This is a genomic window from Pontibacter cellulosilyticus (assembly GCF_014306105.1).
GTDB classification, from domain to species: Bacteria; Bacteroidota; Bacteroidia; order Cytophagales; family Hymenobacteraceae; genus Pontibacter; species Pontibacter cellulosilyticus.
Genome location: NZ_JACRVF010000001.1, coordinates 1,564,677 through 1,586,669 on the forward strand (window position 1 = coordinate 1,564,677; position 21,993 = coordinate 1,586,669).

General features: G+C 37.7%; 18 protein-coding genes. 4 read left to right on the top strand and 14 right to left on the bottom strand.

Going from position 1 to position 21,993, the window contains the following annotated elements; translation table 11 throughout:
* Positions 1–256: 256 nt before the first annotated feature.
* The gene (locus H8S84_RS06705) at positions 257–1,243 is read left to right on the top strand and encodes a serine hydrolase domain-containing protein (protein WP_187066462.1); all 987 of its coding nucleotides are present in this window, start codon (positions 257–259) and stop codon (positions 1,241–1,243) included.
* A gap of 138 nt (positions 1,244–1,381) precedes the next feature.
* Here H8S84_RS06705 and H8S84_RS06710 read toward each other — a convergent pair whose 3' ends face one another.
* Positions 1,382–1,780 (bottom strand): hypothetical protein, encoded by a 399-nt coding sequence (locus H8S84_RS06710; RefSeq protein ID WP_187066463.1) that lies wholly within the window; start codon positions 1,778–1,780, stop codon positions 1,382–1,384.
* A 149-nt stretch (positions 1,781–1,929) separates the two neighbouring features.
* On the opposite strand from H8S84_RS06710, the gene hppD reads away from it, so the two are divergent.
* From hppD to H8S84_RS06725, 3 genes are all read left to right on the top strand, one after another.
* Complete coding sequence (gene hppD, locus H8S84_RS06715; RefSeq protein WP_187066464.1) at positions 1,930–3,054, top strand: 4-hydroxyphenylpyruvate dioxygenase; 1,125 nt, start codon at positions 1,930–1,932, stop codon at positions 3,052–3,054.
* Positions 3,055–3,271: 217 nt separating this feature from the next.
* Positions 3,272–5,005 carry a phospho-sugar mutase gene (locus tag H8S84_RS06720; RefSeq protein WP_187066465.1) on the top strand — a complete coding sequence of 578 codons (1,734 nt, stop codon included), beginning with the start codon at positions 3,272–3,274 and terminating at the stop codon, positions 5,003–5,005.
* Positions 5,006–5,148: 143 nt separating this feature from the next.
* On the top strand, positions 5,149–5,589 hold the full coding sequence (locus H8S84_RS06725; protein WP_187066466.1) for a hypothetical protein: 441 nt from the start codon (positions 5,149–5,151) through the stop codon (positions 5,587–5,589).
* 79 nt (positions 5,590–5,668) lie between these two features.
* Here H8S84_RS06725 and H8S84_RS06730 read toward each other — a convergent pair whose 3' ends face one another.
* The 13 genes from H8S84_RS06730 to H8S84_RS06790 all read right to left on the bottom strand — a co-directional run bounded on the left by H8S84_RS06730 (position 5,669) and on the right by H8S84_RS06790 (position 21,795).
* Positions 5,669–7,060: an undecaprenyl-phosphate glucose phosphotransferase gene (locus H8S84_RS06730; protein ID WP_187066467.1), complete on the bottom strand. Its 1,392-nt coding sequence runs from the start codon at positions 7,058–7,060 to the stop codon at positions 5,669–5,671.
* A 222-nt stretch (positions 7,061–7,282) separates the two neighbouring features.
* Complete coding sequence (locus tag H8S84_RS06735) at positions 7,283–8,065, bottom strand: DUF4184 family protein (RefSeq protein ID WP_187066468.1); 783 nt, start codon at positions 8,063–8,065, stop codon at positions 7,283–7,285.
* Positions 8,066–8,194: 129 nt separating this feature from the next.
* Positions 8,195–8,989, bottom strand: a complete 795-nt coding sequence (locus tag H8S84_RS06740; RefSeq protein WP_230407057.1) for a WecB/TagA/CpsF family glycosyltransferase — start codon at positions 8,987–8,989, stop codon at positions 8,195–8,197.
* Positions 8,990–9,395: 406 nt separating this feature from the next.
* Positions 9,396–10,331 carry a sugar transferase gene (locus tag H8S84_RS06745; protein WP_187066469.1) on the bottom strand — a complete coding sequence of 312 codons (936 nt, stop codon included), beginning with the start codon at positions 10,329–10,331 and terminating at the stop codon, positions 9,396–9,398.
* A gap of 2 nt (positions 10,332–10,333) precedes the next feature.
* A complete protein-coding gene (locus H8S84_RS06750; protein WP_187066470.1) occupies positions 10,334–11,548 on the bottom strand; it encodes a glycosyltransferase in 1,215 nt (404 codons plus the stop codon).
* Position 11,549: 1 nt separating this feature from the next.
* Entirely contained in the window at positions 11,550–12,392 is an 843-nt protein-coding gene (locus H8S84_RS06755) for a glycosyltransferase family 2 protein (protein ID WP_187066471.1), read from the bottom strand.
* A gap of 7 nt (positions 12,393–12,399) precedes the next feature.
* Positions 12,400–13,683, bottom strand: a complete 1,284-nt coding sequence (locus H8S84_RS06760) for a hypothetical protein (protein WP_187066472.1) — start codon at positions 13,681–13,683, stop codon at positions 12,400–12,402.
* Between the two features lie 250 nt (positions 13,684–13,933).
* On the bottom strand, positions 13,934–14,572 hold the full coding sequence (locus H8S84_RS06765; protein WP_187066473.1) for a xenobiotic acyltransferase family protein: 639 nt from the start codon (positions 14,570–14,572) through the stop codon (positions 13,934–13,936).
* A 99-nt stretch (positions 14,573–14,671) separates the two neighbouring features.
* On the bottom strand, positions 14,672–15,742 hold the full coding sequence (locus H8S84_RS06770; RefSeq protein WP_187066474.1) for a glycosyltransferase family protein: 1,071 nt from the start codon (positions 15,740–15,742) through the stop codon (positions 14,672–14,674).
* Between the two features lie 40 nt (positions 15,743–15,782).
* Entirely contained in the window at positions 15,783–17,333 is a 1,551-nt protein-coding gene (locus tag H8S84_RS06775) for a lipopolysaccharide biosynthesis protein (protein WP_187066475.1), read from the bottom strand.
* A gap of 247 nt (positions 17,334–17,580) precedes the next feature.
* Entirely contained in the window at positions 17,581–19,953 is a 2,373-nt protein-coding gene (locus tag H8S84_RS06780; protein WP_230407058.1) for a GumC family protein, read from the bottom strand.
* Between the two features lie 12 nt (positions 19,954–19,965).
* Positions 19,966–20,754, bottom strand: coding sequence for a polysaccharide biosynthesis/export family protein (locus H8S84_RS06785; RefSeq protein WP_187066476.1), 789 nt, complete (start codon positions 20,752–20,754; stop codon positions 19,966–19,968).
* A 267-nt stretch (positions 20,755–21,021) separates the two neighbouring features.
* Positions 21,022–21,795, bottom strand: a complete 774-nt coding sequence (locus H8S84_RS06790) for an outer membrane beta-barrel protein (RefSeq protein ID WP_187066477.1) — start codon at positions 21,793–21,795, stop codon at positions 21,022–21,024.
* Between the last annotated feature and the right edge of the window lie 198 nt (positions 21,796–21,993).

The window sequence follows — 21,993 nt, forward strand, 5'->3', positions numbered from 1 at the left end:
TCCATGCAATTACTTATCCACCATCTCAGTTCATTTTCGATTAGCTTCGGGCATACTTTGTTTCAGGCCCATACAACCATACTGCTGCTATATTTTTTTAGGTCTTATACTTATGTATGATTCGAGATACTCAACTCTCATTTAATTAATAACTCATGTCAATTAATAATTTTAAACTAAAAAGTTAGTTTAAAACTTGCTTTCAACTAAATTATTAGTTAATATTATTCTCATAACCATCATTCAGTGTATAACTATGAAAAAGAGAACCATCTTTACTATGGCACTTTTGAGCCTCACCTTCTACTGTTTCGGACAAAGCAGCGCTATAAATCAAAAGAACCTCAACCTTCTCCAAAAGAAGATCGAAGCAACACACGCAGACGGATACATGCTGATCCATAATAACAAAATTATCAGCAAGTGGAAAAACCCCGGATGCGACTCCACTTTTATGGGCACTGCATCCGCAGTGAAGTCATTTACTAGTATAGTTATTGGCATGCTGATACAGGATGGTAAAATCAAGAGTGTTAAAGATCCTGTGTGCCGGTACATTCCTGAATGGAAAGCTGGATGCGAACAGGGCGTAACAATAGAGCACCTACTCACGATGACAGCTGGCTTAAACAAAAGAACATCACCAAGGCCTGGCCCAAATCAATTTATACTTGTGGCTAAAGATTTTAACAAGTTTGTGCTGAACATGCCACTTGACACTGTGCCGGGCTCGAACTGGGACTATAGCAATGAGGGAGTGCAACTGCTTGCTCCAATCATCGAGAAAGCCAGTGGTATGTCTGTGGTTGACTACTTTGACAAAAAGCTTTTTAAACCTTTAGGCATGGACTCCACCTCTCTATACCTGGACGATATTGGAAACGCCTCTACCTTTGGCGGCTGTAAAACCACTATGGAAGACTTCTCTAAAATAGGACAACTGATGCTGAACAATGGCGTCTGGAATGGTAAGCGCCTGTTGCCTGCAGATTACGTGAAGGCTTCAGTAACCTCTACTCCTATTAATGAGCTTTATGGATACCTGTGGTGGGTTTATAATAATACAAACAGTTATGCCGCATTCGGTGACTATGGGCAAGTATGCATGGTGTTCCCAGATCTTAACTTGATCTTTGTCAGGTATCAGAAGTGTACAAACAACAACCAGGATTACAATATCTGGAGCTGGATGAATACTGATTTTAGGAGAATGGTGAGAAGTGTGGTAGAGGTAAAGCAGTAAATTCATTTGCCATTACTGCTAAGTTTATAGCATATGGTACAAAATAAAAGACCGCCCCTGCCTATGGTAAATTCCAGAGGCAGGGGCGGTTATACATAAACCCAGCAAACAAGCTGGTACTAATTCAGTTTAAACTGATTACTCTGCTGTCCAGAGCACGCGCTCCTGGTCTGCAAGTATAAGCAGGATACGGGGCGGATTTGCTACCAGTACCAGGCGCATTTCTACACCTGGAAAAGAGTCAGACTCCACCCAAACGCCTTCTGTCTCATCGCCTTCTTCCAGTTCTTTACCGTCCAGCGAACTGGCAAGGTATGCAGTTGGCAACAGAATATCGGCGTCAGATTTTATCTTGGCATGCACATCTTCCAGCGCATCTTCCAGCACATCGCCGTACTCCTCGTTAAAGTCGTCCTCCAGGTCGTGCAGTTCTTCTTCAATATCATCGTAACGTGCATCGTTATAGTCTAAGGAGTTAAGCTCTTGCTTCTTCTCAAGTATGGCAACAATGGCACTGTTAAGGGCATCTGCAATCATAGCGTCGTTGTTTTTTTACAAAGTTGAAAACATGCCACAGCAATTGCAAGTATTCGGATTGATAATTTGCCTTGCAGGGGGCCTGATTTTGTTAAAACATTAAAAGCTGTATTTTTACGTAATATATTATAAATTCTTTTCTACTGACTATGACTACAGAAACCAAGACCGCAGATACACAGATTAAAGATATACTGCCGCTAAACGGCACTGACCATATAGAATTTTATGTGGGCAACGCAAAACAGGCAGCTCATTTTTACCAGACTGCTTTCGGTTTTAAGCTAATAGCCTACGCAGGCCCGGAAACTGGCGTGCGCGACAGAGCTTCTTATGTGCTGGTTCAGGATAAAATCCGTTTTGTATTAACCACTGCGCTAAACCCTGACTCTGAGATTGCCCGACATGTGCACCAGCATGGCGATGGTGTAAAGGTATTGGCTTTGTGGGTAGACGATGCAGAAGAAGCATTTAATGGTACAGTAGCACGCGGTGCAAAACCAGCCCAGGAGCCGAAAACGATCACAGATGAATTTGGTGAGGTAAAAATGGCCTCCATTCATACTTACGGAGAAACCATCCATACTTTTGTAGAGCGCAAAAACTACAACGGTCCGTTTATGCCTGGCTTTGTGGCCCGTACCTCTGAGCTGCAGGTAGAGCCGGTTGGCTTAAGGTATGTAGACCACTGCGTTGGCAACGTAGAGTTGGGTAGAATGAACGAGTGGGTTGAATTCTACGAAAAGGTGATGGGTTTTAACCTGTTGCTAACCTTCGACGACAAAGACATCAGCACTGAATATACTGCCCTGATGTCAAAAGTGGTATCGAACGGTAATGGTTACATTAAATTCCCAATAAACGAGCCGGCACAGGGTAAGAAAAAATCACAGATAGACGAATACCTGGAGTTTTACCGTGGAGCCGGTGTGCAGCATATTGCCGTAGCCACCAACGATATCCTAAAAACAGTAGCCGACCTGCGCAGTCGCGGTGTAGAGTTCCTATACGTACCTGAGACATATTACGATGACCTGATTGAGCGCATCGGCCACATTGACGAAGACATGGAAGACCTGCGTAAATTAAACATACTTGTAGACCGAGACGACGAAGGCTATTTGCTGCAGATATTCACAAAACCTGTAGAGGACAGGCCGACGGTGTTTTACGAGATCATTCAGCGCAAAGGTGCCAAATCATTCGGCAAGGGTAACTTCAAAGCACTTTTTGAGGCCATCGAGCGTGAGCAAGAGCTGCGCGGAAACCTTTAGCCCTGAAAAAAAGTATAGTAGCCCGTGAATATTTGGGCAATTTGCTTTAAATTATAACTGAGAAATCACACCAGTTCTTTCGTACGTGCAACAGACACAGAGAAAGCTGGTGTGATTTTTTGTGCAGCAAAGGCACTACCGCTTTGATGCGATCGCCCCTGCTAAGGAGCAAATAAACTTAGACTTCAAAATTTATACTTAGATACCAACAACGACAATGATAGAACCAACTATTCGTCAGAAAATTGATAGCTGGCTTGCCGGCAACTATGATGAGCAAACCAAAAGTGAAATAAACGGACTGCTGGAGCGAAACGAGCACGAATCCCTTTCAGATGCATTTTATAAAGACCTTGAGTTTGGAACAGGTGGCTTGCGCGGTATAATGGGCGCAGGCAGCAACCGCATGAACCGCTATACTTTAGGAATGGCCACGCAGGGCCTGTGCAATTACCTGAAACAGAACTTCCCAAATGAGCAGATAAAAGTAGCTATTGCCCACGATTGCCGCAACAACTCTGATTTGTTTGCACGCATTGCAGCCGAGATCTTCTCTGCCAATGGCATCAAAGTATATTTGTTCAGTGAGCTTCGTCCAACTCCGGAGTTGTCGTTTGCCATTCGCCATTTGGGCTGCCAGAGCGGTGTGGTAGTAACAGCCTCACATAACCCAAGAGAGTACAACGGCTATAAAGTATACTGGAATGATGGTGCACAGGTAACAGCCCCACACGATAAAAACATCATTGCTGAGGTTAACAGAATCACAAGTATAGATGATGTTAAGTTCGAGCCAAACCCTGCAAACATTCAATTAATAGACAAAGAGATAGACGAGGCTTATATGGAGCAAGTGCTTGGCCTTTCTATTTCAAAAGATGCTATTAAGCGCCAGCATGACCTGAAGATAGTTTACTCATCTATACATGGCACCGGCATTACACTGGTACCGGAGGTGCTTAAGCGACTTGGCTTTACAAATGTACATGTAGTCGAAAAGCAGGCTACACCAGACGGCAACTTCCCGACTGTAGTATACCCAAACCCGGAAGAAAAAGAGGCTATGACGCTTTCGCTGAAGAAAGCAGCCGAAGTAGACGCAGACATTGTTTTCGCCACCGACCCTGATTCTGACCGTGTAGGTATTGCCGTTAAAAATCTTGAGGGTGAGTTTGTACTGCTAAACGGCAACCAGACCGGCGCATTGCTAATTAATTACCTGTTGCAGGTATGGCAGAAAGCAGGCAAGTTAACTGGCAAAGAGTTCATTGTTAAAACTATTGTAACCACCGATCTTATAAAAGACATTGCTGACAGCTACAACGTAAAAATGTATGAGACACTGACTGGCTTTAAGTACATTGCTGAAAAGATCCGTGAAGTAGAGGGGAAAGAAATTTACATTGGCGGCGGCGAAGAAAGCTATGGTTACATGATCGGTGACTTCGTACGCGATAAGGACGGCATCTCTGCCTGCGCCCTGATTGCCGAGATGGCGGCAGTGGCAAAAGACAATGGCCAAAGCCTGTTCGAAATGATGATCACCATGTATGAGAAGTATAACTTCTACAAAGAAGAACTGGTATCATTCACGAAAAAAGGACAGCGGGGCGCTGAAGAAATTCAGCAGATGATGGCCGACATGCGCAGCAATCCGCCACAAAGTATAGCCGGCTCTAAAGTAGTAGAGGTAAGCGACTACAAACTAAGCACGCGTAAGAACCTGGTTACAGGCGAAGAGTCTAAGCTAGACCTAGAGAGCTCTAACGTGCTACAGTATATGACAGAAGACGGCAGCAAGGTATCTGCACGTCCGTCTGGCACAGAACCTAAGATCAAATTTTACATCAGCGTAAACGAGCCATTGCACAGCAAAGAGGAGTACGATGCTGTAGAGAAAAAGCTTGACCAAAAGATAGAGCAGATACTAGTTGACTTAAAACTAAAATAAGACGAGAAACACAATTAGCTAGTTGTAGCTTCTCTCCTTAATTGTTTCGTAAATTAATGTCCTGAACTAAGCCTATGTCTTTAAGTTCAGGACATTTTACGTTTTAATAACCATTTTATTAAAGAAGCAAAGTCTTCCGTGTTATGGCATATAGAATTATAAACAACCAGTTACAGCAAACCAAAATAGAGTTTACAAAAGCCAACGGAGATATTTATGCCATTCTGGAACGTGCTCCTGACAATGCCTACCTGTTTGCGCGTTGGACCGGTATACAAACTATGGAAACTATACAGGAAGGTGGCAAAGTATACCTCGACGTGATGCAGCAGTACCCTGCTTCTAAATTATTAAACAGTCACAAAGAACTTATCGGCCCCTGGGACTTCGCCAACGAATGGATCTCTCAGGTATGGACACCTAAAGCCGTAGAGTTAGGTATGCGCTATATGGCACAAGTACTAGCACCTGGTGTATACGGGCAGATGTCATTTCACCAGCTCCATCAGCGTATCGGAAATCTGCTGGAGGTAAAAATGTTTGATAACGAAGAGAGTGCGAAAGAGTGGCTGTTGAGTGTGTAATTTAAAGTTGTATACCCACATATTTTATAAAGCTGTTTTCAAAAAATGTCTCAACACTAGGGTTACAACACAGATTTGGTTAAAAAGCATTGTCGTTCCCTCTGATAGTCTGCCAGGCGGTTAGTACTACAATTTTCAGGTCAAGTAAAAAAGACCAGTTTTCGAGGTACCAGATATCGGCCTCAATCCTACGCTCCATAAATACAGGATTTGTTGTTTCCCCTCTGTGCCCATTCACCTGAGCCCATCCTGTTATACCTGGTGTTAGGAAGTGGCGCACCATGAACTTATCAATCAGGTTAGAGTAATCCTCAGTGTGCTTCAGCATGTGTGGCCTCGGCCCTACTACCGACATGTCACCCATCAGCACATTAAAAAACTGTGGCAGTTCGTCTATACTTGTTTTCCTGATAAAGGCGCCCACGCGTGTAATTCTAACATCTCCTTTACAGGCTTGTTTTTTATCTGAGTCGCCATTCACATGCATACTTCTGAACTTAAGGCAATAGAAAGGTCTGTTATCTTTTCCGGAACGAATTTGCCTGAAGAACACCGGACCTTTTGAATCCAATTTAATGATCAATGCCATTAGTGGTACAAACCAACTCAGCAATAAAACAATGACAAATGAAGAAAATACTACATCAAAGCCACGCTTTATGATTTCATTAGCTTTGTCCTCTAATGGTTCTTTTCTGGGAGTAAGGATCGGTAAATGGCCGAAAAGCTCAATATTAAAGTTCCTGCGATAATCTTTAACCTCTGGCACCAGCTTAAACCTGATCAAGCGCTTATCAGCTTCAAGCATCAGGCATTTAATCTTCTCTTGTGCCACATCTGGTAAAGCGCAGTAAACCTCGGCAATATTGTTCTCCTCCACAAAATCAAAGCAGTCTTCAACTTTACCAAGCACTCTTAATCCTTTTTTACACTTGCTTAGATCATCATCAAAAAAGCCAAGCACTTTATAGCCTAGTTGCTTATTCATTTTGAGATGATTATATAAGTCTAACCCCAATGCTCCTGCACCAACAATTACGATGGTTTTGTACTTCACCAGTGACCAGCGAGCTGGCCTCCTGATTAGCAAAAACAATGTTTTCCAGGACAGCAGTAGCACAGAGAAGACTACAAAAGAAAGCGTTATAAGTGAGTTAGGAAGATCAAACTGCTTAAGGGACAGCTTCAGCAAAAGCCCTATCAGAAGGTAAAGCCCAAGCGCCTTAAGTGTAGCATTGATAGTAGGAATGGCATCACGACGAAATATATCTTCGTATAAATTCGTTACGTTAGAACAGTAAAACCAGACAAGGTTCAGAAATAGGAAATCTAGCTTGTGATCTTCCGTAATATCCTGACCAATCAGGTCAGGGTGCACGAAAGCAAACCCAGCATAAAGTGCTAGGTTCAGTAGAAAGAAATCAATTAAAATATTAAGTCCTTTAGATAGCTTGGAGTATCGGTAATTCATAGCGGCAGAGCAGCTTAAGCTAATTGCACGGCTAAGTTACATAAAGATTTGAATATTTTAATATAAAGATGCTTTTTACTATCATCAATCAAGCAGTTCTCAAGCTTTTCACCAAGTTCTCAATACAAGCTCTCTTATTAGTCTTTCATGACATTATCTCATATAGTTTTGAAACTGCTGCTTGTATAAGAGTATTTGAAAGAGTATGTGCTAGGAACTTATTTAATCGCAGCGCTTTTGCTCAAGTTTTAATCCTTTGAATATAAGTGACGATATTGTAACCCCTATTAACACTGCTGATATGGTAGTAAACAACAGACTCCAGTAGTCATTTACATTGAAATTAAATGAAAGCCTTAAAACTATCGCTAGTACAGCAATTGTTAATACGAGTAACCAGTAAAAGTCGAAACTTTTACTTTTTCGTGGTTTGCTCTTACTAGAAGGAAGTTTTATGAGTAGGAGCAGTATCAGGAAACCTCCCAAAACTGAACATATAAGATCCAGTAATTGGAACAGTTGTATGCTGTGGTTCCACAACGTTATTTTGACTTTCAAGAATGGTAGTAACTGTAAAGTTAAGTTGTTGTTATGTGTCAAACTATCCAATAAGAGATGTGAAACTGCGCCGAAAAGTATTGATAGAATAACAACAAAGAAATTCTCTCTGAAGTATTTATACCAATCATACCCTCTGAAACAGATAAGCTTCTGCTTTAAAAGAAGAGGCAGGTTGTCAAGTAGAGGATTTCTAACTACTACATGAAACAACAATGCTAAGCATACACCAAGAGGAATATTAAACCACAATAATCCTTCCCAACTGTGGCTAAAGGTATTACCCCCTTCCATTTTCAAGAACTTTTCAAAGTCCGGGACAATACTTCCTGTTACTAAACCAGTTAAAGATGTCCACTTTTTAGGAAGTAATCTAAATGGCACTATAGCAGCTGGATGCGAAAAAGTAAAAGGCATATTTGGAAATAAGATTAATGCTGCAACCAAGCTATAATTAGAGTAGTTAACTCTATATAGTCCATTCAAAGAATAGCAGAATTGAACACTTTAGTTGATAATAGAAACTTATATAGTTTATAAACACCTAAGCCTACCTAGATTGACTTTTGTCTTAGCTTAGTTGTTTTGAAAAGTCCGAATATCTTCATGCTGCATATGGCTTTTTTTAAATTTATAGGTGAGTTGCTTAAATTTGTGTTCGAAAAGATAAAATCCGAAGACTGCTCCATAATAAATATATCTTTTCCACATGCGCTTGGGCTCTTTCACTAAACGTACCAACCACTCCAATCCAAATTTAATCCAAAGCTTTCCAGGTCGCTTTATTCTGCCAGAGTAAAAGTCGAATACAGCTCCTATAGAGCAGATCATTTTAGCATCTAAGTTCTCTTTGTGCTCAAAAGCCCACTTTTCCTGCTTTGGTGCTGTCATTCCTATAAACAGAACATCTGGTTTAAAAACATTCACTCTAAAAATCATATCCTCGCTGTCTTCCTCAGAAAAGTTAGCTTTAAAAGGAGGAGAATATGTACCTACCTGTACAGAAGGGAAATCTACTGCTAATCTCTTTTTTATTTTAGAAAGTGTTTCTTCAGATGAACCTAAATAAAAGCATCTACCCCCACTTATTGCCAACTTTTTTAAAAGGTGTTGATGCAAATCAGCTCCAGCAATTTTAAATATTTTTTTCCCTTTTATAAATCTTGATGCTGCTACAATACCTATTCCGTCTGGTAGTAAAACATCGGATTTTAAAAGCGAATTCTTAAACTCAGCATCTCCTTCTGCAATGCAATAGGAGTATTGATTAATCGTATTAACAAGAGTTTTCTGATGAAATGGTAATGTGTTTAGGCTACCTGTGAAAATTGGGTATCCCATGCATTCGATGGAGGTGTTGGACTGCTTCATTTAACATCATATTTACCTAAATGCACATATTTTTGTAACAAGCGTATCTAGACATAATTATATGTAAATATACTAATCCTCAATTTAATAAAATAACCAAGTTTTGTGTTTTATTTTGTTGAAGATAATTCAGCTATTGGTAAAAGAAAAGTCAAGCACTCGTGATTATTTATAGATTTGACAAACACTATAATTAACAAACAATCCTTTCCACGTCTTTAGAAAATTTGCTTCTATCTAAAAAGGAACGCTCCATTTTTGTAAGTAAAGAATTAAGCTAATGCCGTATTATCTTAACTATTCTAAAGCTTTTTAAAATGGTTAAGATAATACAACAAAATATATAAGATATGATTGATTTTTATTTAAGGATTTTTATGACAAGGTAAATAGCCAAATCTTGTGTCTATCTAAATAATTCTTTCATCTTTTTTACCTGAGACATTAATGTTCCATACACAATACGTGTCGGTACACTAAATTTTTTTTGTATATATTTTTGATAAAAATCATTGATTTCTCCAGAAGGTTCAAAAATGAACTCATCCTTTTTACCATTATCAACTACAGTTTTGTATCGATTATAATTTGTTGTATGTGTAGCTTCCTGGTCAAATCCGTTATTCGCAACTTTTGAAGTGGTAGGATATACTGTGTACTGATTGTTTTTACTTTGTTGATAGTACCATCTAATGGCCCAAGAGTCAATACTGCCATTCATTTGCTTCTTAAGCATAGGAATGAGGTCAGAACCAGATTTAGAAAACTTTTTACGCTTATCAACACTTGATAAAAATACGTCATAGTCAGAGACTTTCCAGTCTACTGTTTCCCATCTATCCTTCCACGTACCCCATCCCCAAGAACAACCTCTTGTTATAGTATAACAGTCATACTGATAATTATTAGGAATTTTAAACGGAAAGGAATAACCACTGACTGAGAAGACATTCTTATTATTTTCATAATAATTCAAAGCAGTGTTCATGAAGTTTAAGAAATTTCTGGATGTTATTAAATCATCTTCAAGAACAACAGCTTTATCATTGCTGTCAAGAATTTCTGAAACACCCTGAATAATTGAATTAGCTAATCCCTTATTACAATGTGCTTCTTTTATTATAACTTTTTTAAAGCCACTAATAGTTTTAATATAAGATCTTACTTTTTCAACTTGTCGCTGATCAAAGGTGCCTTTATAACCATCGGAAAAAATATATAATACTGAATCGGAAGCGAGATGATTATTTTGTAAAGCTTGTACAGTCTTTTGCAAAGTTTCTAACCGTTTATAAGTAAAAAGTAAGATAGGAGCTAAAGGTGATACAATATCTGTTTCCATTTCTAATAATAAGATTTAATAATTAATTCAACTTTAGCTTCCCATATTTGAGATTGTCCAAATTTAAATGCTTCTGCTCCTAATTTTACTCTAAGAAGAGGATTTTCCTCTAACAGTATTATTGCTTTTGAAATTTGATTGACTGTTTCGAGCGGGTCTCCAACAGGACATTTAATACCTCTATTCTCCTGAACGAGCAAAGACTGCCCATGTAGGTCCAATGTTATCACAGGTAACCCGAAAGCCTGTGCTTCTAAAACTTGCGCAGGACAGGAATCTCTTAAACTACAATAAATAAAAGCATTAGCCTTTAAATAATATTTCTTAACTTCTGAAAAGGGAACTGATCCGTGAAATTTAACAATTGGTTGTAAACCAAGCTTACATGAAAGCTTTTCAGCTTCATCTTTAAAAGGACCATCTCCTACTACATGTAATTCGATATTCATTAGCTTCTGCTGTGGCACTTTAGACAAACTTTCTAAAACGAGGCCTAAGCCTTTGAACGCATATATTCGTCCAAGCCACAGAAGTACTAGCTTTTCTTGATTTCGATCAGGAAATTTTGACGGACCAAAGTCTTTTGGAAGAGCCGCATCTAGTATTAGATTAACATCTCGTCCACCAAGACTTTTAGCCATTTTTAATGTTTCTGCGTTAGTAGCGAGTATAGTTTTAGCGTGTTTTAATGTATTTCTAGTTAGGGGATTAATTTTAGCAATGAATACACCTATAAAGTTTCTTGCCCATTCGGACTTTTTGTCTGAATACAAGAACTTTTTTAGAATGAGAGGAGCAGTATGCCCTCCTCCTACAGGTCCATATACAAAAGGAGTATTTAGTTTATATAATGCTGATCCAACTTTTAAGCTACCCCATGTTACATGGTGTACAAGGTCAAACTGTATATTTGACTTTTTAACATAATTAAATATTTTCAGCTGCCATAAAAAATAAGCAACATACATTAATATAAAGTTTTTGTAATATGCTTTTGCCCAAAAATTAGAATGATCAATAAAGTGAAAGACAAGTTTATCACTAAGAAAGTCTTTTGAATTTAGCTGCTCTTCAATGCTTTTTCTCCCCCTACTCGTAGTTATAACGTGTACCTCATATCCTTTTAAAGCTAACTGATATGCCCAATTCCACCCATTGCCGTATTCTGACCCTCTTGAGGGATCACATGCGTAAGCTGAGAGTAATACTTTATTCATTTTATTTCCTTAACCAATATCCTAATAATCTTCTTGTTGTTCCTAACAGCAAAAAGGAGGGTAATGCATATAATGGACAATGTCTGAAAGCATATCTATAAAATAGAGGTAAGTTTGCCCCACCCTTCATCCCAAAAAGGTGATAGTAATAATTCTTTATAGTCTTCCTGTTTATCAATTGGTTTGCACCGCTCGCTTCAGGATATATGCTTAAAAAAGCGGCACAGGCGCAAAAAATTTTAAAACCTTCTTTTCGGGCTCTTAAAGTAAATTCATAATCACTCATATAATGAGGGAAATGAACTTCATCAAACAGACCTACTGTATTAAATACCTCTATAGGAATTAACAAGCCCCTACCAGGAAAGTGGGTTAGCTCAAATAAACCCGACTCCGGTATATGTTCAGAATTTACTAATTTTCTTGAAGTTTCGGTTAACCAATTTATTAATTCTCCTCTGTATAAAACTTTCCCAGTATTGTAATCCACAGCGGTCGATCCAATTAAAGAAAGTTTAGGTGCAACCTTTGTTGTCTCTATCAACCTTTCGATATAATCAGGCTGAGCAACTGTGTCATTGTTTAGCGTCAAAACATAAGTAGCGCTGTTACGAATAGCATGACGTATTCCAACGTTGGTTGCAGCTGCCCACCACATTTGATCATTTCCTGTTAGAACGGTAACTTCTGGAAATTGCGCCGCAATCAATTCACATGTACCATCGGATGACCCATGGTCTATAACAATAACTTGAAACTGTGAAAAGGTCTGCCTCTGCAAACTTTTTAAACAGGCTTGGGTGAAACTCCATCGGTTTAACACGGGGATCACAATATAAATCATCTTGTTTTTATTTCATCATAAGCAGTTGATACTTTATAAGCTCAACCCGATATTTTTTACTAAAAATTCCTTTTAACCAATACTTAATTATAAAGTTATTCATTTCTCTAAATGCTTTTGAATAGCACATCCCAATCATGATCCACAAAAACAAGTAAGACAAATCAAATCGACTAAAATCTTCTACCCATGCATAGGTCCATCGGAAAGCAACATATAGCCCTACAATCTTAACATAAAAGTTATTCGATTTATGAATAGCTAAATAAGATGCATGCCAAAATATTAAAAAATATAAAGCTACGCCTACTACACCTGTCCATGTGAAAATATTCAAAATGGAAACTTCATTGGCAAAACGTTCCATCTTCCCAGTCTTTAGAACATACTTCGAAAATTCCCCGAACCACTCAGACTCATTCCCTCTTGCAGGAGTCCTACCAAACAAGACATAATCATATTTGATTGCTGATATTAAAACTTCTTTATATAAAAATGTGCGAGTATCTTTTGTTAAGTCTTCCTCAACTTTCTCCCCTTTTAATACAGAAGTAGTAACTAAATTCCCAGATGTGTATTCTTTAATTTTAAAAATATTGAAAGCCCCAGTTATTCCTAGTGTAAAAAAAATAAATGGCAAAATTAAAAGAAGCACTCGAATGAAGGCAATTATTCTGTTTGGGATAAATGCACGGACGTAAAACAACAGTCCTAGAAGAAATGGAATACTAAATTTGATAATGTTGCTTCTTGCGCCTAAATCACTTATAAATACTAAAAAGAAAACAGCAAGACATAGGAGTTTCCACTTTTTATCAAGTAAAGGGAAAAATAACAAAAGGAAGCTAAAAGGCACAAAATATCGGCCAACAGCCTCACCCTCCATAAAAGGCAAGAACAAAATAAAAGCTGGGAGAGCAAATTTTAACCAAGTAGTGAGGATGTGCTGTACTACTGTTTTGTTAGTAAATGCATATATTGAAATTGGAAGCAACAAAACTAATCCTACTCCAATTAAATTTTTCCATTCCCAATAATTTTCTGCTACAAATAAGCCCCTCAAGATGCAGATGATGTTCCAAGCTAAGTATATTTTTAAGATGAGTAACTTGTTATTATCACGTTGATCAAAGTATTCCTGCCTAGCCATTATAAAAGCGGCTAGGGTACATATATCAATGAACCACCAAACAAATGTTTCTCCTACTGGAAGGTTTGTCCATTGTGCTATCGAAAATATAGTTATCAATAAAACTAGAATAGAGATTAAACCTGCTAAACTATATTTCATATTGGCCTTATCAGTAGTAAGTGTTTTTAATCAAAAATTTGAAAATGAGTAGAACCAAAATACATTATCTACTTTTCTTGTTTTGAAGCGCATATTTTATTGTATAATTCAATTTGAATTATTACTTATGACACCAATTAGTAAATAAGTTAGAGACCTTGATTATAAAGGTAAATGCTTAATTGACGCACACGTAAGGTAGCGGTTCATGAAAATATCTAAAACTAACAGCTTTAATAGTTGTTCAGCATTATTTTTCAAGTATTGCATTACCTTCGCATATTGAGCTCAATATATCCTTTTGCCGATAAACTTCATCAGCTTCCTTTTCCCACCACCTGGTCTTTAAAAGAGCATTTTGAACTTCTTCTGAGAACCTGAACTTTATAATTTTTGCAGGTACCCCACCAACAACAGCATAGGGTGGAACATCTCTAGTAACGACAGATCCAGCAGCTAGAACCGCTCCATGTCCAATGCTTATACCACCCATAATAACTACCCTTGCCCCTATCCATACATCATTTCCAATACTAATAGATTTATATTCCTCAAAGTCTTGATCCTTTTCAACTAATCTTATCTGCAATGGATTTTTTGTTTTGTAGAACAATGGAGAAGTAGAAAACATATTTATTGGATGTGCACCTAATCCTATAATTACATCATTTGCAATTGAACAATAGCGCCCTATCGTAGCACTTTGAATTAATGCGTTTTTACCAACATAAGAATAGGATCCTATGTGGCTATGATTTAATATCGATCCTCTTAAAATATGAGAATTTTCACCTATAGTGGTATCAGATGTAAAGCAACAAGATTCGTCTATCATAGAACCTGAGAAACGACTTCTGTTCTCAAGATCTCTTGCTTTTTCGTTAAGCATTACAAAGAGTCCATAAAAGAATGAAATAGGCATCCTTATTAATCGACTCCATAAATTACCACCTTGCATTTCTTTAAAAGCTACTAAAATTAAATAGATTTAGTTACTGGAAATATTATTGACCTGTTCGTATTTTCTTTTATAAGCAACACAGTCCATCACATTAGAATAAAATTTACTCCACACAACATTTGGATGATAATTATTTAATGCAAAATTGCGAGCGCGCAAAGATCTATCAATTAGATCTTCTTTACTTAAAGAAAGGACATAATTAATAACATCTATAGCTTCGTCATTGCTCTTAAAGAAAAATATAAAGTCTTGACCCTTGAAAATCTTATCATAGCCTTGATGGTAATGGCAAACAAAGAGTGAACCAGCTAATAAGGCTATAGGTAATCTGTTTGAAAAGAAATAAGGTACATCAGGATAATGCTCATAGGAAACAGTTATCCAAGTGTTTCGAAACACTTCCAGTTGATCTTGAAAATCAACTGGACCTTGATTCCCAACAAACCCATCCCATCCGTTCCCGTATATTTTAAATTCGTCTTTAAAAGCTTTACCTAAACATTGCACAAGTTTTTCTCTCCCTGATGCACCTGGAAGCCTCCGAATTAAACTAAAGGCCTTGGGTTTGTTCTTATTTCCTATTAATATAAGTTTGTTATCTCTTTGGATATTTATACAAGGTTCCTTATCAAACCTAGCTATATCTGCATGATTAGGTGTATAGATTACATTCTTATTCAGCTCAGAAATGACATTATAAAACTTTCCTAATCCTCTTATAGATACGATGTCGACACATTTTATCAAATCTCTCATTTGTGGAGTAACAGGCTTTGCCCAAGAGCCATACATATCTCCTTCATCATAAGCTATAATAGGACTTGAAGCGATAGATTTTAGAAAAGTTATATACTTACTAGTTATTGGAAATTTGTTAATATGGAAAATAACTATCAAAGTGGGTAAATAGCTTTGGCATATCTCAACTATTTCACGTAACGCTGCATCTTTACCATTCTTTAGAGAAAAATCATCATAGTAAAACCATTCAAGTTCATCGATTTCTCCTTTTATCTTTAAGTATCCAAAACCATCTTCAATTCCAGTTTGCCACCCCATTTTTCCATTAAGCAGCAAAAAAACTTTATTCTTCATATTAAATTAAGGTAGTTTTATGGCGGATATTCTAGTTTCGCTATACTTTCTGGAAAGCCTCACCTTTATTTAGGTTAAGCTTCTTAATCAAATATTCTTTCGATTTTATCATACTCTGCCTTAACTCAGAATCAATTAGAATATTAATGGCCAAATAAGGCAAACAAAACATCAGTGTACTAATTAACAGCTTCATTGAATAGCTATATTCATTATAAAACTCTTGTGATACAATATCCTCGCCCCAAAGCAAAAATAGGCCAATTGGTATTACAATGGACCAAATATTTAACAAGCCTTTGAACATTGATAAGTTTAAATAATTAAGCTTGTATACTTTTAAAGTAAAAACAATAAATTCTAATAGAAAATTAATAAATAATACCGAAACAAGAACTCCTATAATACCAAATTTAACTACACCAATGATGGACAAAATTATAGACAGAACACCTTTTATACTGCTTATTATACTATTAAACCTAATTTCTCCTAATGCAAAACTAATATTAGACATAAAGTATCCCATTGTGCCAAAAAAGAAACTTCCTATCAATAAATAGATAATTGTATGTCCAGCAAATTGGTCTTTACTGGTCCACATACTAATTAAATATTCATAATTTAAACACAAAATAAAAGACACAAATAATAGTACTTGAAAGTAATATTTTATTCGAATTGCTAGCATTGTTGTTACTTCACCATAATTGCCAGTACCTTTTGCATGTGAGAGTAAAGGCATTAGAGCAACAGAATAACGCCCTATAAGGCTCTGAGCCATTTTAATAGGTCTTCGATTTACCTCAAATAATGTTATAAAGCTTCCTGGTAAATATCTAGCGAGGATAATTAAATCCATATTGTTACTAACTGTAGTAATAACTTTTGAAACTGATGTGACAGAAAAAATTTTTATAAACTTTTTGAAGTGAGATAGATTTAAGATAATATGAAGTTTCCCTTCTCTAGCTTCTCTTAGTATTACTAATGTATTATATGCAGTTAGAAAAATAGCTCTCACTAAGTTAGCAATTGCAATAGAAACAACTCCAAATTCAAAATATAATAAGCAAATGTTTATTAATAGAAATAATAAATTAGATGAGATATATGAGATCGCAACATTTGCAGACTTGTGCATTCCTTGATTAATACCAGCAGTCCCAAATGAAAGTAATGTTATACTGGTAGAAACTATTGAAATTATTATAGCTATTCTTAATTCATTGTATATTAGTACATCTTCACCTAATATGTTATCAATAAAATAGTAAAAGATTATACCAACTAATATAGAGATTATAAATACTAACATGCAAGCAAGAAGGCCCGATCCTATTGTAGCTCCAATTTGACTATCTTTTTTCTCGCCTTTTAACTCAGCAATCTTTTGCTGTAATATGTCTCCAATACCTGGATCAGACATTGTAATCCAAGCTAAAATGTTGCCAGTTGCTAACCATAAACCCAGTATATTCGAATCAATAAACTTTATATAGACAGGTAACAGAACCAGTGAGTTGATTATATTTGTTATAGTATAACCATATTGGAAAACTAGATTCCATCTTAGGGTCTTATTATTCATTACTTTCTTATTACTAAATCGCTTATGATTCAAGCAACCCCTGGATTAGTTAAAACTTAAGATACATTCGCACAGAAAATATCAAAATGTCAGTATTTTTAAAATTTTACCCTATGCCTGACAAGTAGTTGGACAAAAAGCCTTTTTCTGCCTCTCTATTTTCTTAGCGCATATATCGATCTTAATGCCTAACTCAGTTCCTATCAAAGAGTAATTGTCAATTGCAAATTCTATTGAAGGCTTTCGGTTAAGCTCTTAATTTTGACTTTTGTTTCTTATGTCCCAATTGCTCATAACCATAACCGTAGCCGTACCCAGCATTCTTTACAGCATCATTTAATACTATCATCGGAGAGTTTAACTTCTTCTGCTTATAAATATCATCTATAATCTCCAACTGCTCCTTCAACGTATAGCCATAGCGAACAATATACACACTAGAATCTACATAAGGAGCAAGGGCAAAAGCATCGGCCACTTGGCCAACTGGTGCGGTGTCAATTATGATATGATCAAAGGTAGCTTTTAAAACATCAATCAACTTCCCTACTTTTGGACTTGACATGAGCTCTAGAGGATTCGGAGGTACTGGCCCGGAGCCTATTACAAACAGCCCAAGCTGTTTTTCGATTGGTGTAATGATATTATCCACGGTCATCTTATCAGAAATAAGATAATTTGAAATACCTAGCTCCGATGGCAGATTCAGATCCTGCATGAGCCTCGGCTTGCGCAAATCAAAACCAAGCACAACCACTTTCTTACCTGTCATGGCCATAGTAGCTGCTAAATTTATACTGAAGAAGGTCTTACCCTCCCCACTCATGCTGGAAGTTATAAGTATGACTTTGTTCTCCTTACCTACTGTGGAGAACTGAAGGTTAGCACGCACCAAGCTGAACAGCTCCGCTACTGGGCTTCTGTTACCCTGTGTTACAACAAGTGTTTCTTCAGTGTCCTTATGTCCTAACTCGCCAAGTATAGGTGTGTTGGTAGCTGCCTCTACATCTTTTCTTATCTTCACTTTGTTGTCCAGCATATCCAGTACAAAGATACTAGCAAAAGGAAGAACCAAACCAGCCAGTAAAGCTATAGCCAACACTTTCCCCTTAGTTGGGCTTACCGGTTGCTTGCTTGCCATTGCTGGGTCAATAACACGAGAGTTTGAGACTGCAGCAGCCAACGACAAGGAAGACTCTTCGCGCTTCTGCAGAAGGTAGAGATACAATCCTTCCTTGATACCTTGTTGCCTTTTAATCTCCAGGAGTTCACGCTCTACGGCAGGAATCTGCTGGATGCGCGATTTAAAGGAGGCCATATTTGCCTGCAGGTTGTTACGCGTAATAGTTAACCCTTTTTTAATGTTCTGCAGGTTTTCTAGGATATTAAAGCGCAGGTTGCTTAACTGGTCGTTAATGTTCTGAACCAGCATACTATTCGTTTGTGTTGTACGTACTAAGCGGTCACGCTCCAATTGCAATTCGTTGAATCGCGCGATCAGGCCCAGCAGCGTGGCATCCTGAATGCTAAGTGTACTCGGCACTAATTTGTATTGCCCTCCATTCTCCTGTATATACTTTTCAATAGAAGTAAGTACATCTAGCTGAATTTCAAACTCCGCCAACTGTTTGTTATACTCGCTTGCTCTTTGCACATACAACTGTGCTTCGGAACTCACATCGGTCAATTCATTCTGGCGTTTGTACGCCTCTACATCCTTCTCTACATCAGAGAGTTCGGTAGTCAGGAATTTAAGGCGTTCATCAATAAACTCAATTGTATTGGATGCAACAACATTTTTATCCTCAAGGGCTTCTTTATTATAGACCTCAATCAGCTTGTTCAAGATACTCTTCCCTTTTTCCTGCACCGGAATATTCAAACTCAGCCATAAAACACTTGCCGCTTTGTTTACAGGCTCTATAATAAGTTCTTTACTGTAATAGTTAGCCAGCTCGTGCGTATCGTAAAATTTTACAATAATCTCCTTCGGACTAGCAGGCAGTGAAACACCTGGCAATGCAACAACTGTAAAAGTTCCATAAGGCCTTACTACCTCCTGCCCGAATTTATGCGTAGATTTTGATGATATGCTATATTCGTTCTCCTCTTCCAGCTCGAACTGGTTATTATCCTTTACATGGATCGTAATTGCCTGTTCGTAGGCTAAAGAATCGAGTTTACTTACAATTACCTTAACAGGCAGCTCCTTTCCATAGATTTCTTCATCCCGAAAATAACCTGGGGTAAAGTAACTGGTTGAAAGAGAAAGCTCTGTCAATACACGTTCCATCAGGCTGATCGAGTTCAGCACTTCTACTTCATTGTCAATGTTCTTCGTATCGCTAAAGATATCCAGATCGCTAAAGGCGCCACCACTTAACAGGTCAGCCCCTTTCTCATCATCCTTTATAAGTATCTTGCTCTTTACAGTATAATGTGGCGTAGTATACTGTAAATACAGAAAGCCTAACCCTAAAGCTACTACTACACCAAGCACAAACAGGTACCACAGTCGCAGGCATTTGAAAAATAGTGCTTTAAAATCTATTTGCCCTGAGTTACTATCTTCAAACCCAAGCAGCATTTTCTGAAATTCTGTTAACTCTTTCTCTGCCATATCCTTCTACTATTAAAATAATCGCGCTACAAAAATCGAAACTATAGAAGCTGCAGCCGCTACAATAGACAAAGTGCGGGTGTTCGCGCTGGCCTGCACTTCTTTCATGCGGTCCGGCTCCACATACACCACATCGTTTTGCTGCAGGTAGAAGTATGGCGAGCTCAGCACCTCTTTGTTATTCAAATTGAGACGTGTCATTTTCCGAACGCCGCCTTCTTCGCGAATCACAAGCACATTTTCTCTTTTACCGAAGGCAGTCATATCGCCGGCCATACCTAGGGCTTCGAGTATGTTTATCTTCTGAGTTGGGATTGTGAAGGTAGAAGGACGATTTACCTCCCCTACAACTGTCACCTTAAAGTTCAGGTAACGGACATTGATAATAGGGTCTTTGATATGTTGCTTTAGATCGCTGGCAATTTTCTCTGTAGCCTGCACCCTAGTAAGGCCTGAAACTTTCACTTTGCCAAGCACCGGGAAGTTTATAAAGCCTTCTTCATCCACAAGGTAACCTTCGCGGTAAAGATTGTTTGTAGTAACATTTGATGCAATGCTAAAGTTTGAGATGCTTGCCGTTTGCATCACTTCTCCCCTGTTAAATATGGCATTCGCCTCGGGGCTAAGGCTGGTTACAGTTATACTTAGCAGGTCGTCAGGCTGTATTTTAGGGATATTGTTGTTCTGAATGTTCTCAGAATACTCTGTCTGTTCCTGCAGATCATTAAAGTAGGCAAGGTTTCTCGGAGTACAGGACACGAAGAAAAGAAAGGCAATCAGGTAAAAAAACTTCACTCTCATGTATTTATTGTTTACACGTTGTTCTATGCTTGAGAAAAAAGCTGCAACTTATTTCTTACAAAGCACGTACACAAACGGTTTCACAAAAATGTAGAAAAAGTTTCTTTAAAAGAACTAGTGTTCTCAAAATAGTTTTACACAATCAGGTTAAACTTCAGCAAACTTACTTCTAACTCAAATAGAGCACTTTCTTTTTAGAAACAACTATAAAAAGGAGGGGCTGCAAGTAACTTGCAGCCCCTCCTTTTTATGAGTATAAACTTCTTCTTATTTACTGATTCTATACTTACGCTTTCCAGGTGTGTAGATCATTTTCACGGAGGTAGTCAAGTAATGATCGTTGTCACCTGTATATCCTCCTTCTACTACCATATTATCTAAATAGTCTGAAGAAGTAAAATGCATGTTGATTTCTGGAGCGAAAGTGATACGTTTAGAGTAATATACCTTTACGCCTAGCCCTACCGGGATAACAGCTGCTACAGCTGGATAATCTGTTGTGGCAGGAAATGTCATCTCATTACTTTCTGAAGACGCTTTGTAAGATATTAAGCCCAGTCCAGCTTTAGCGTAAGGCACAAATCCTCTTCTCTGTCTCGAAGCATATGGACCTCTACCACGAACGTGACTATTTATCAGGTTAACTATAACTGAACCAGATACCTCTACCCCACTGGAGTTAAACGAAACATCTCTTCTAGGATCGTTCATCTCATCTCCGTCTAGGCTAAAGTAGTCAATGTTACCCTGCACACCCACACTAGGCGTGAACTGGTAGATAGCTCCCACGCTTAGTTCTGGTCCAAATCCATTATTGCTTATTGGCTTTAAACCGTTGTCGCCAAAGTCATGGCCTCTGTTGTCGCTGTTCATTACAGCAATACCTGCCCCCAAAACGATAGAGAACTTTTCAGAACTCTTTAAGGTACTACGGGAAGCATTTCTGAATTTAGGATGATGCCCGCGTTGTGCAAACATCGTATTAGTTGCACTTAAGAAAAGGACTAAAACAACAACTACAAAAATGAATCTGTTTTTCATGGAACGGTAAAAGCAAGTATTAGCGCACTATTAAAATCAAAGTTGGCACAATAATACATATAAATTCATATATTTCAATAAATTAATCAAAATAATGTTTTTTTACTGTAGCTGGTTTAAGGTAGGTTTATCTTATTTAGAAATGCTCAACTGAATAGAAAGGTTTAAATGCTATTATCATGTCCAATCTTTGAAAGG

Bases quoted from the DNA above. Each gene is read 5' to 3' on its own strand.
- H8S84_RS06705 (WP_187066462.1), top strand. From the start codon at position 257: ATGAAAAAGAGAACCATCTTTACTATGGCACTTTTGAGCCTCACCTTC.
- H8S84_RS06710 (WP_187066463.1), bottom strand. From the start codon at position 1,780: ATGATTGCAGATGCCCTTAACAGTGCCATTGTTGCCATACTTGAGAAG.
- hppD (WP_187066464.1), top strand. From the start codon at position 1,930: ATGACTACAGAAACCAAGACCGCAGATACACAGATTAAAGATATACTG.
- H8S84_RS06720 (WP_187066465.1), top strand. From the start codon at position 3,272: ATGATAGAACCAACTATTCGTCAGAAAATTGATAGCTGGCTTGCCGGC.
- H8S84_RS06725 (WP_187066466.1), top strand. From the start codon at position 5,149: ATGGCATATAGAATTATAAACAACCAGTTACAGCAAACCAAAATAGAG.
- H8S84_RS06730 (WP_187066467.1), bottom strand. From the start codon at position 7,060: ATGAATTACCGATACTCCAAGCTATCTAAAGGACTTAATATTTTAATT.
- H8S84_RS06740 (WP_230407057.1), bottom strand. From the start codon at position 8,989: ATGAAGCAGTCCAACACCTCCATCGAATGCATGGGATACCCAATTTTC.
- H8S84_RS06745 (WP_187066469.1), bottom strand. From the start codon at position 10,331: ATGGAAACAGATATTGTATCACCTTTAGCTCCTATCTTACTTTTTACT.
- H8S84_RS06750 (WP_187066470.1), bottom strand. From the start codon at position 11,548: ATGAATAAAGTATTACTCTCAGCTTACGCATGTGATCCCTCAAGAGGG.
- H8S84_RS06755 (WP_187066471.1), bottom strand. From the start codon at position 12,392: ATGATTTATATTGTGATCCCCGTGTTAAACCGATGGAGTTTCACCCAA.
- H8S84_RS06760 (WP_187066472.1), bottom strand. From the start codon at position 13,683: ATGAAATATAGTTTAGCAGGTTTAATCTCTATTCTAGTTTTATTGATA.
- H8S84_RS06765 (WP_187066473.1), bottom strand. From the start codon at position 14,572: ATGCTTAACGAAAAAGCAAGAGATCTTGAGAACAGAAGTCGTTTCTCA.
- H8S84_RS06770 (WP_187066474.1), bottom strand. From the start codon at position 15,742: ATGAAGAATAAAGTTTTTTTGCTGCTTAATGGAAAAATGGGGTGGCAA.
- H8S84_RS06775 (WP_187066475.1), bottom strand. From the start codon at position 17,333: ATGAATAATAAGACCCTAAGATGGAATCTAGTTTTCCAATATGGTTAT.
- H8S84_RS06780 (WP_230407058.1), bottom strand. From the start codon at position 19,953: ATGGCAGAGAAAGAGTTAACAGAATTTCAGAAAATGCTGCTTGGGTTT.
- H8S84_RS06785 (WP_187066476.1), bottom strand. From the start codon at position 20,754: ATGAGAGTGAAGTTTTTTTACCTGATTGCCTTTCTTTTCTTCGTGTCC.
- H8S84_RS06790 (WP_187066477.1), bottom strand. From the start codon at position 21,795: ATGAAAAACAGATTCATTTTTGTAGTTGTTGTTTTAGTCCTTTTCTTA.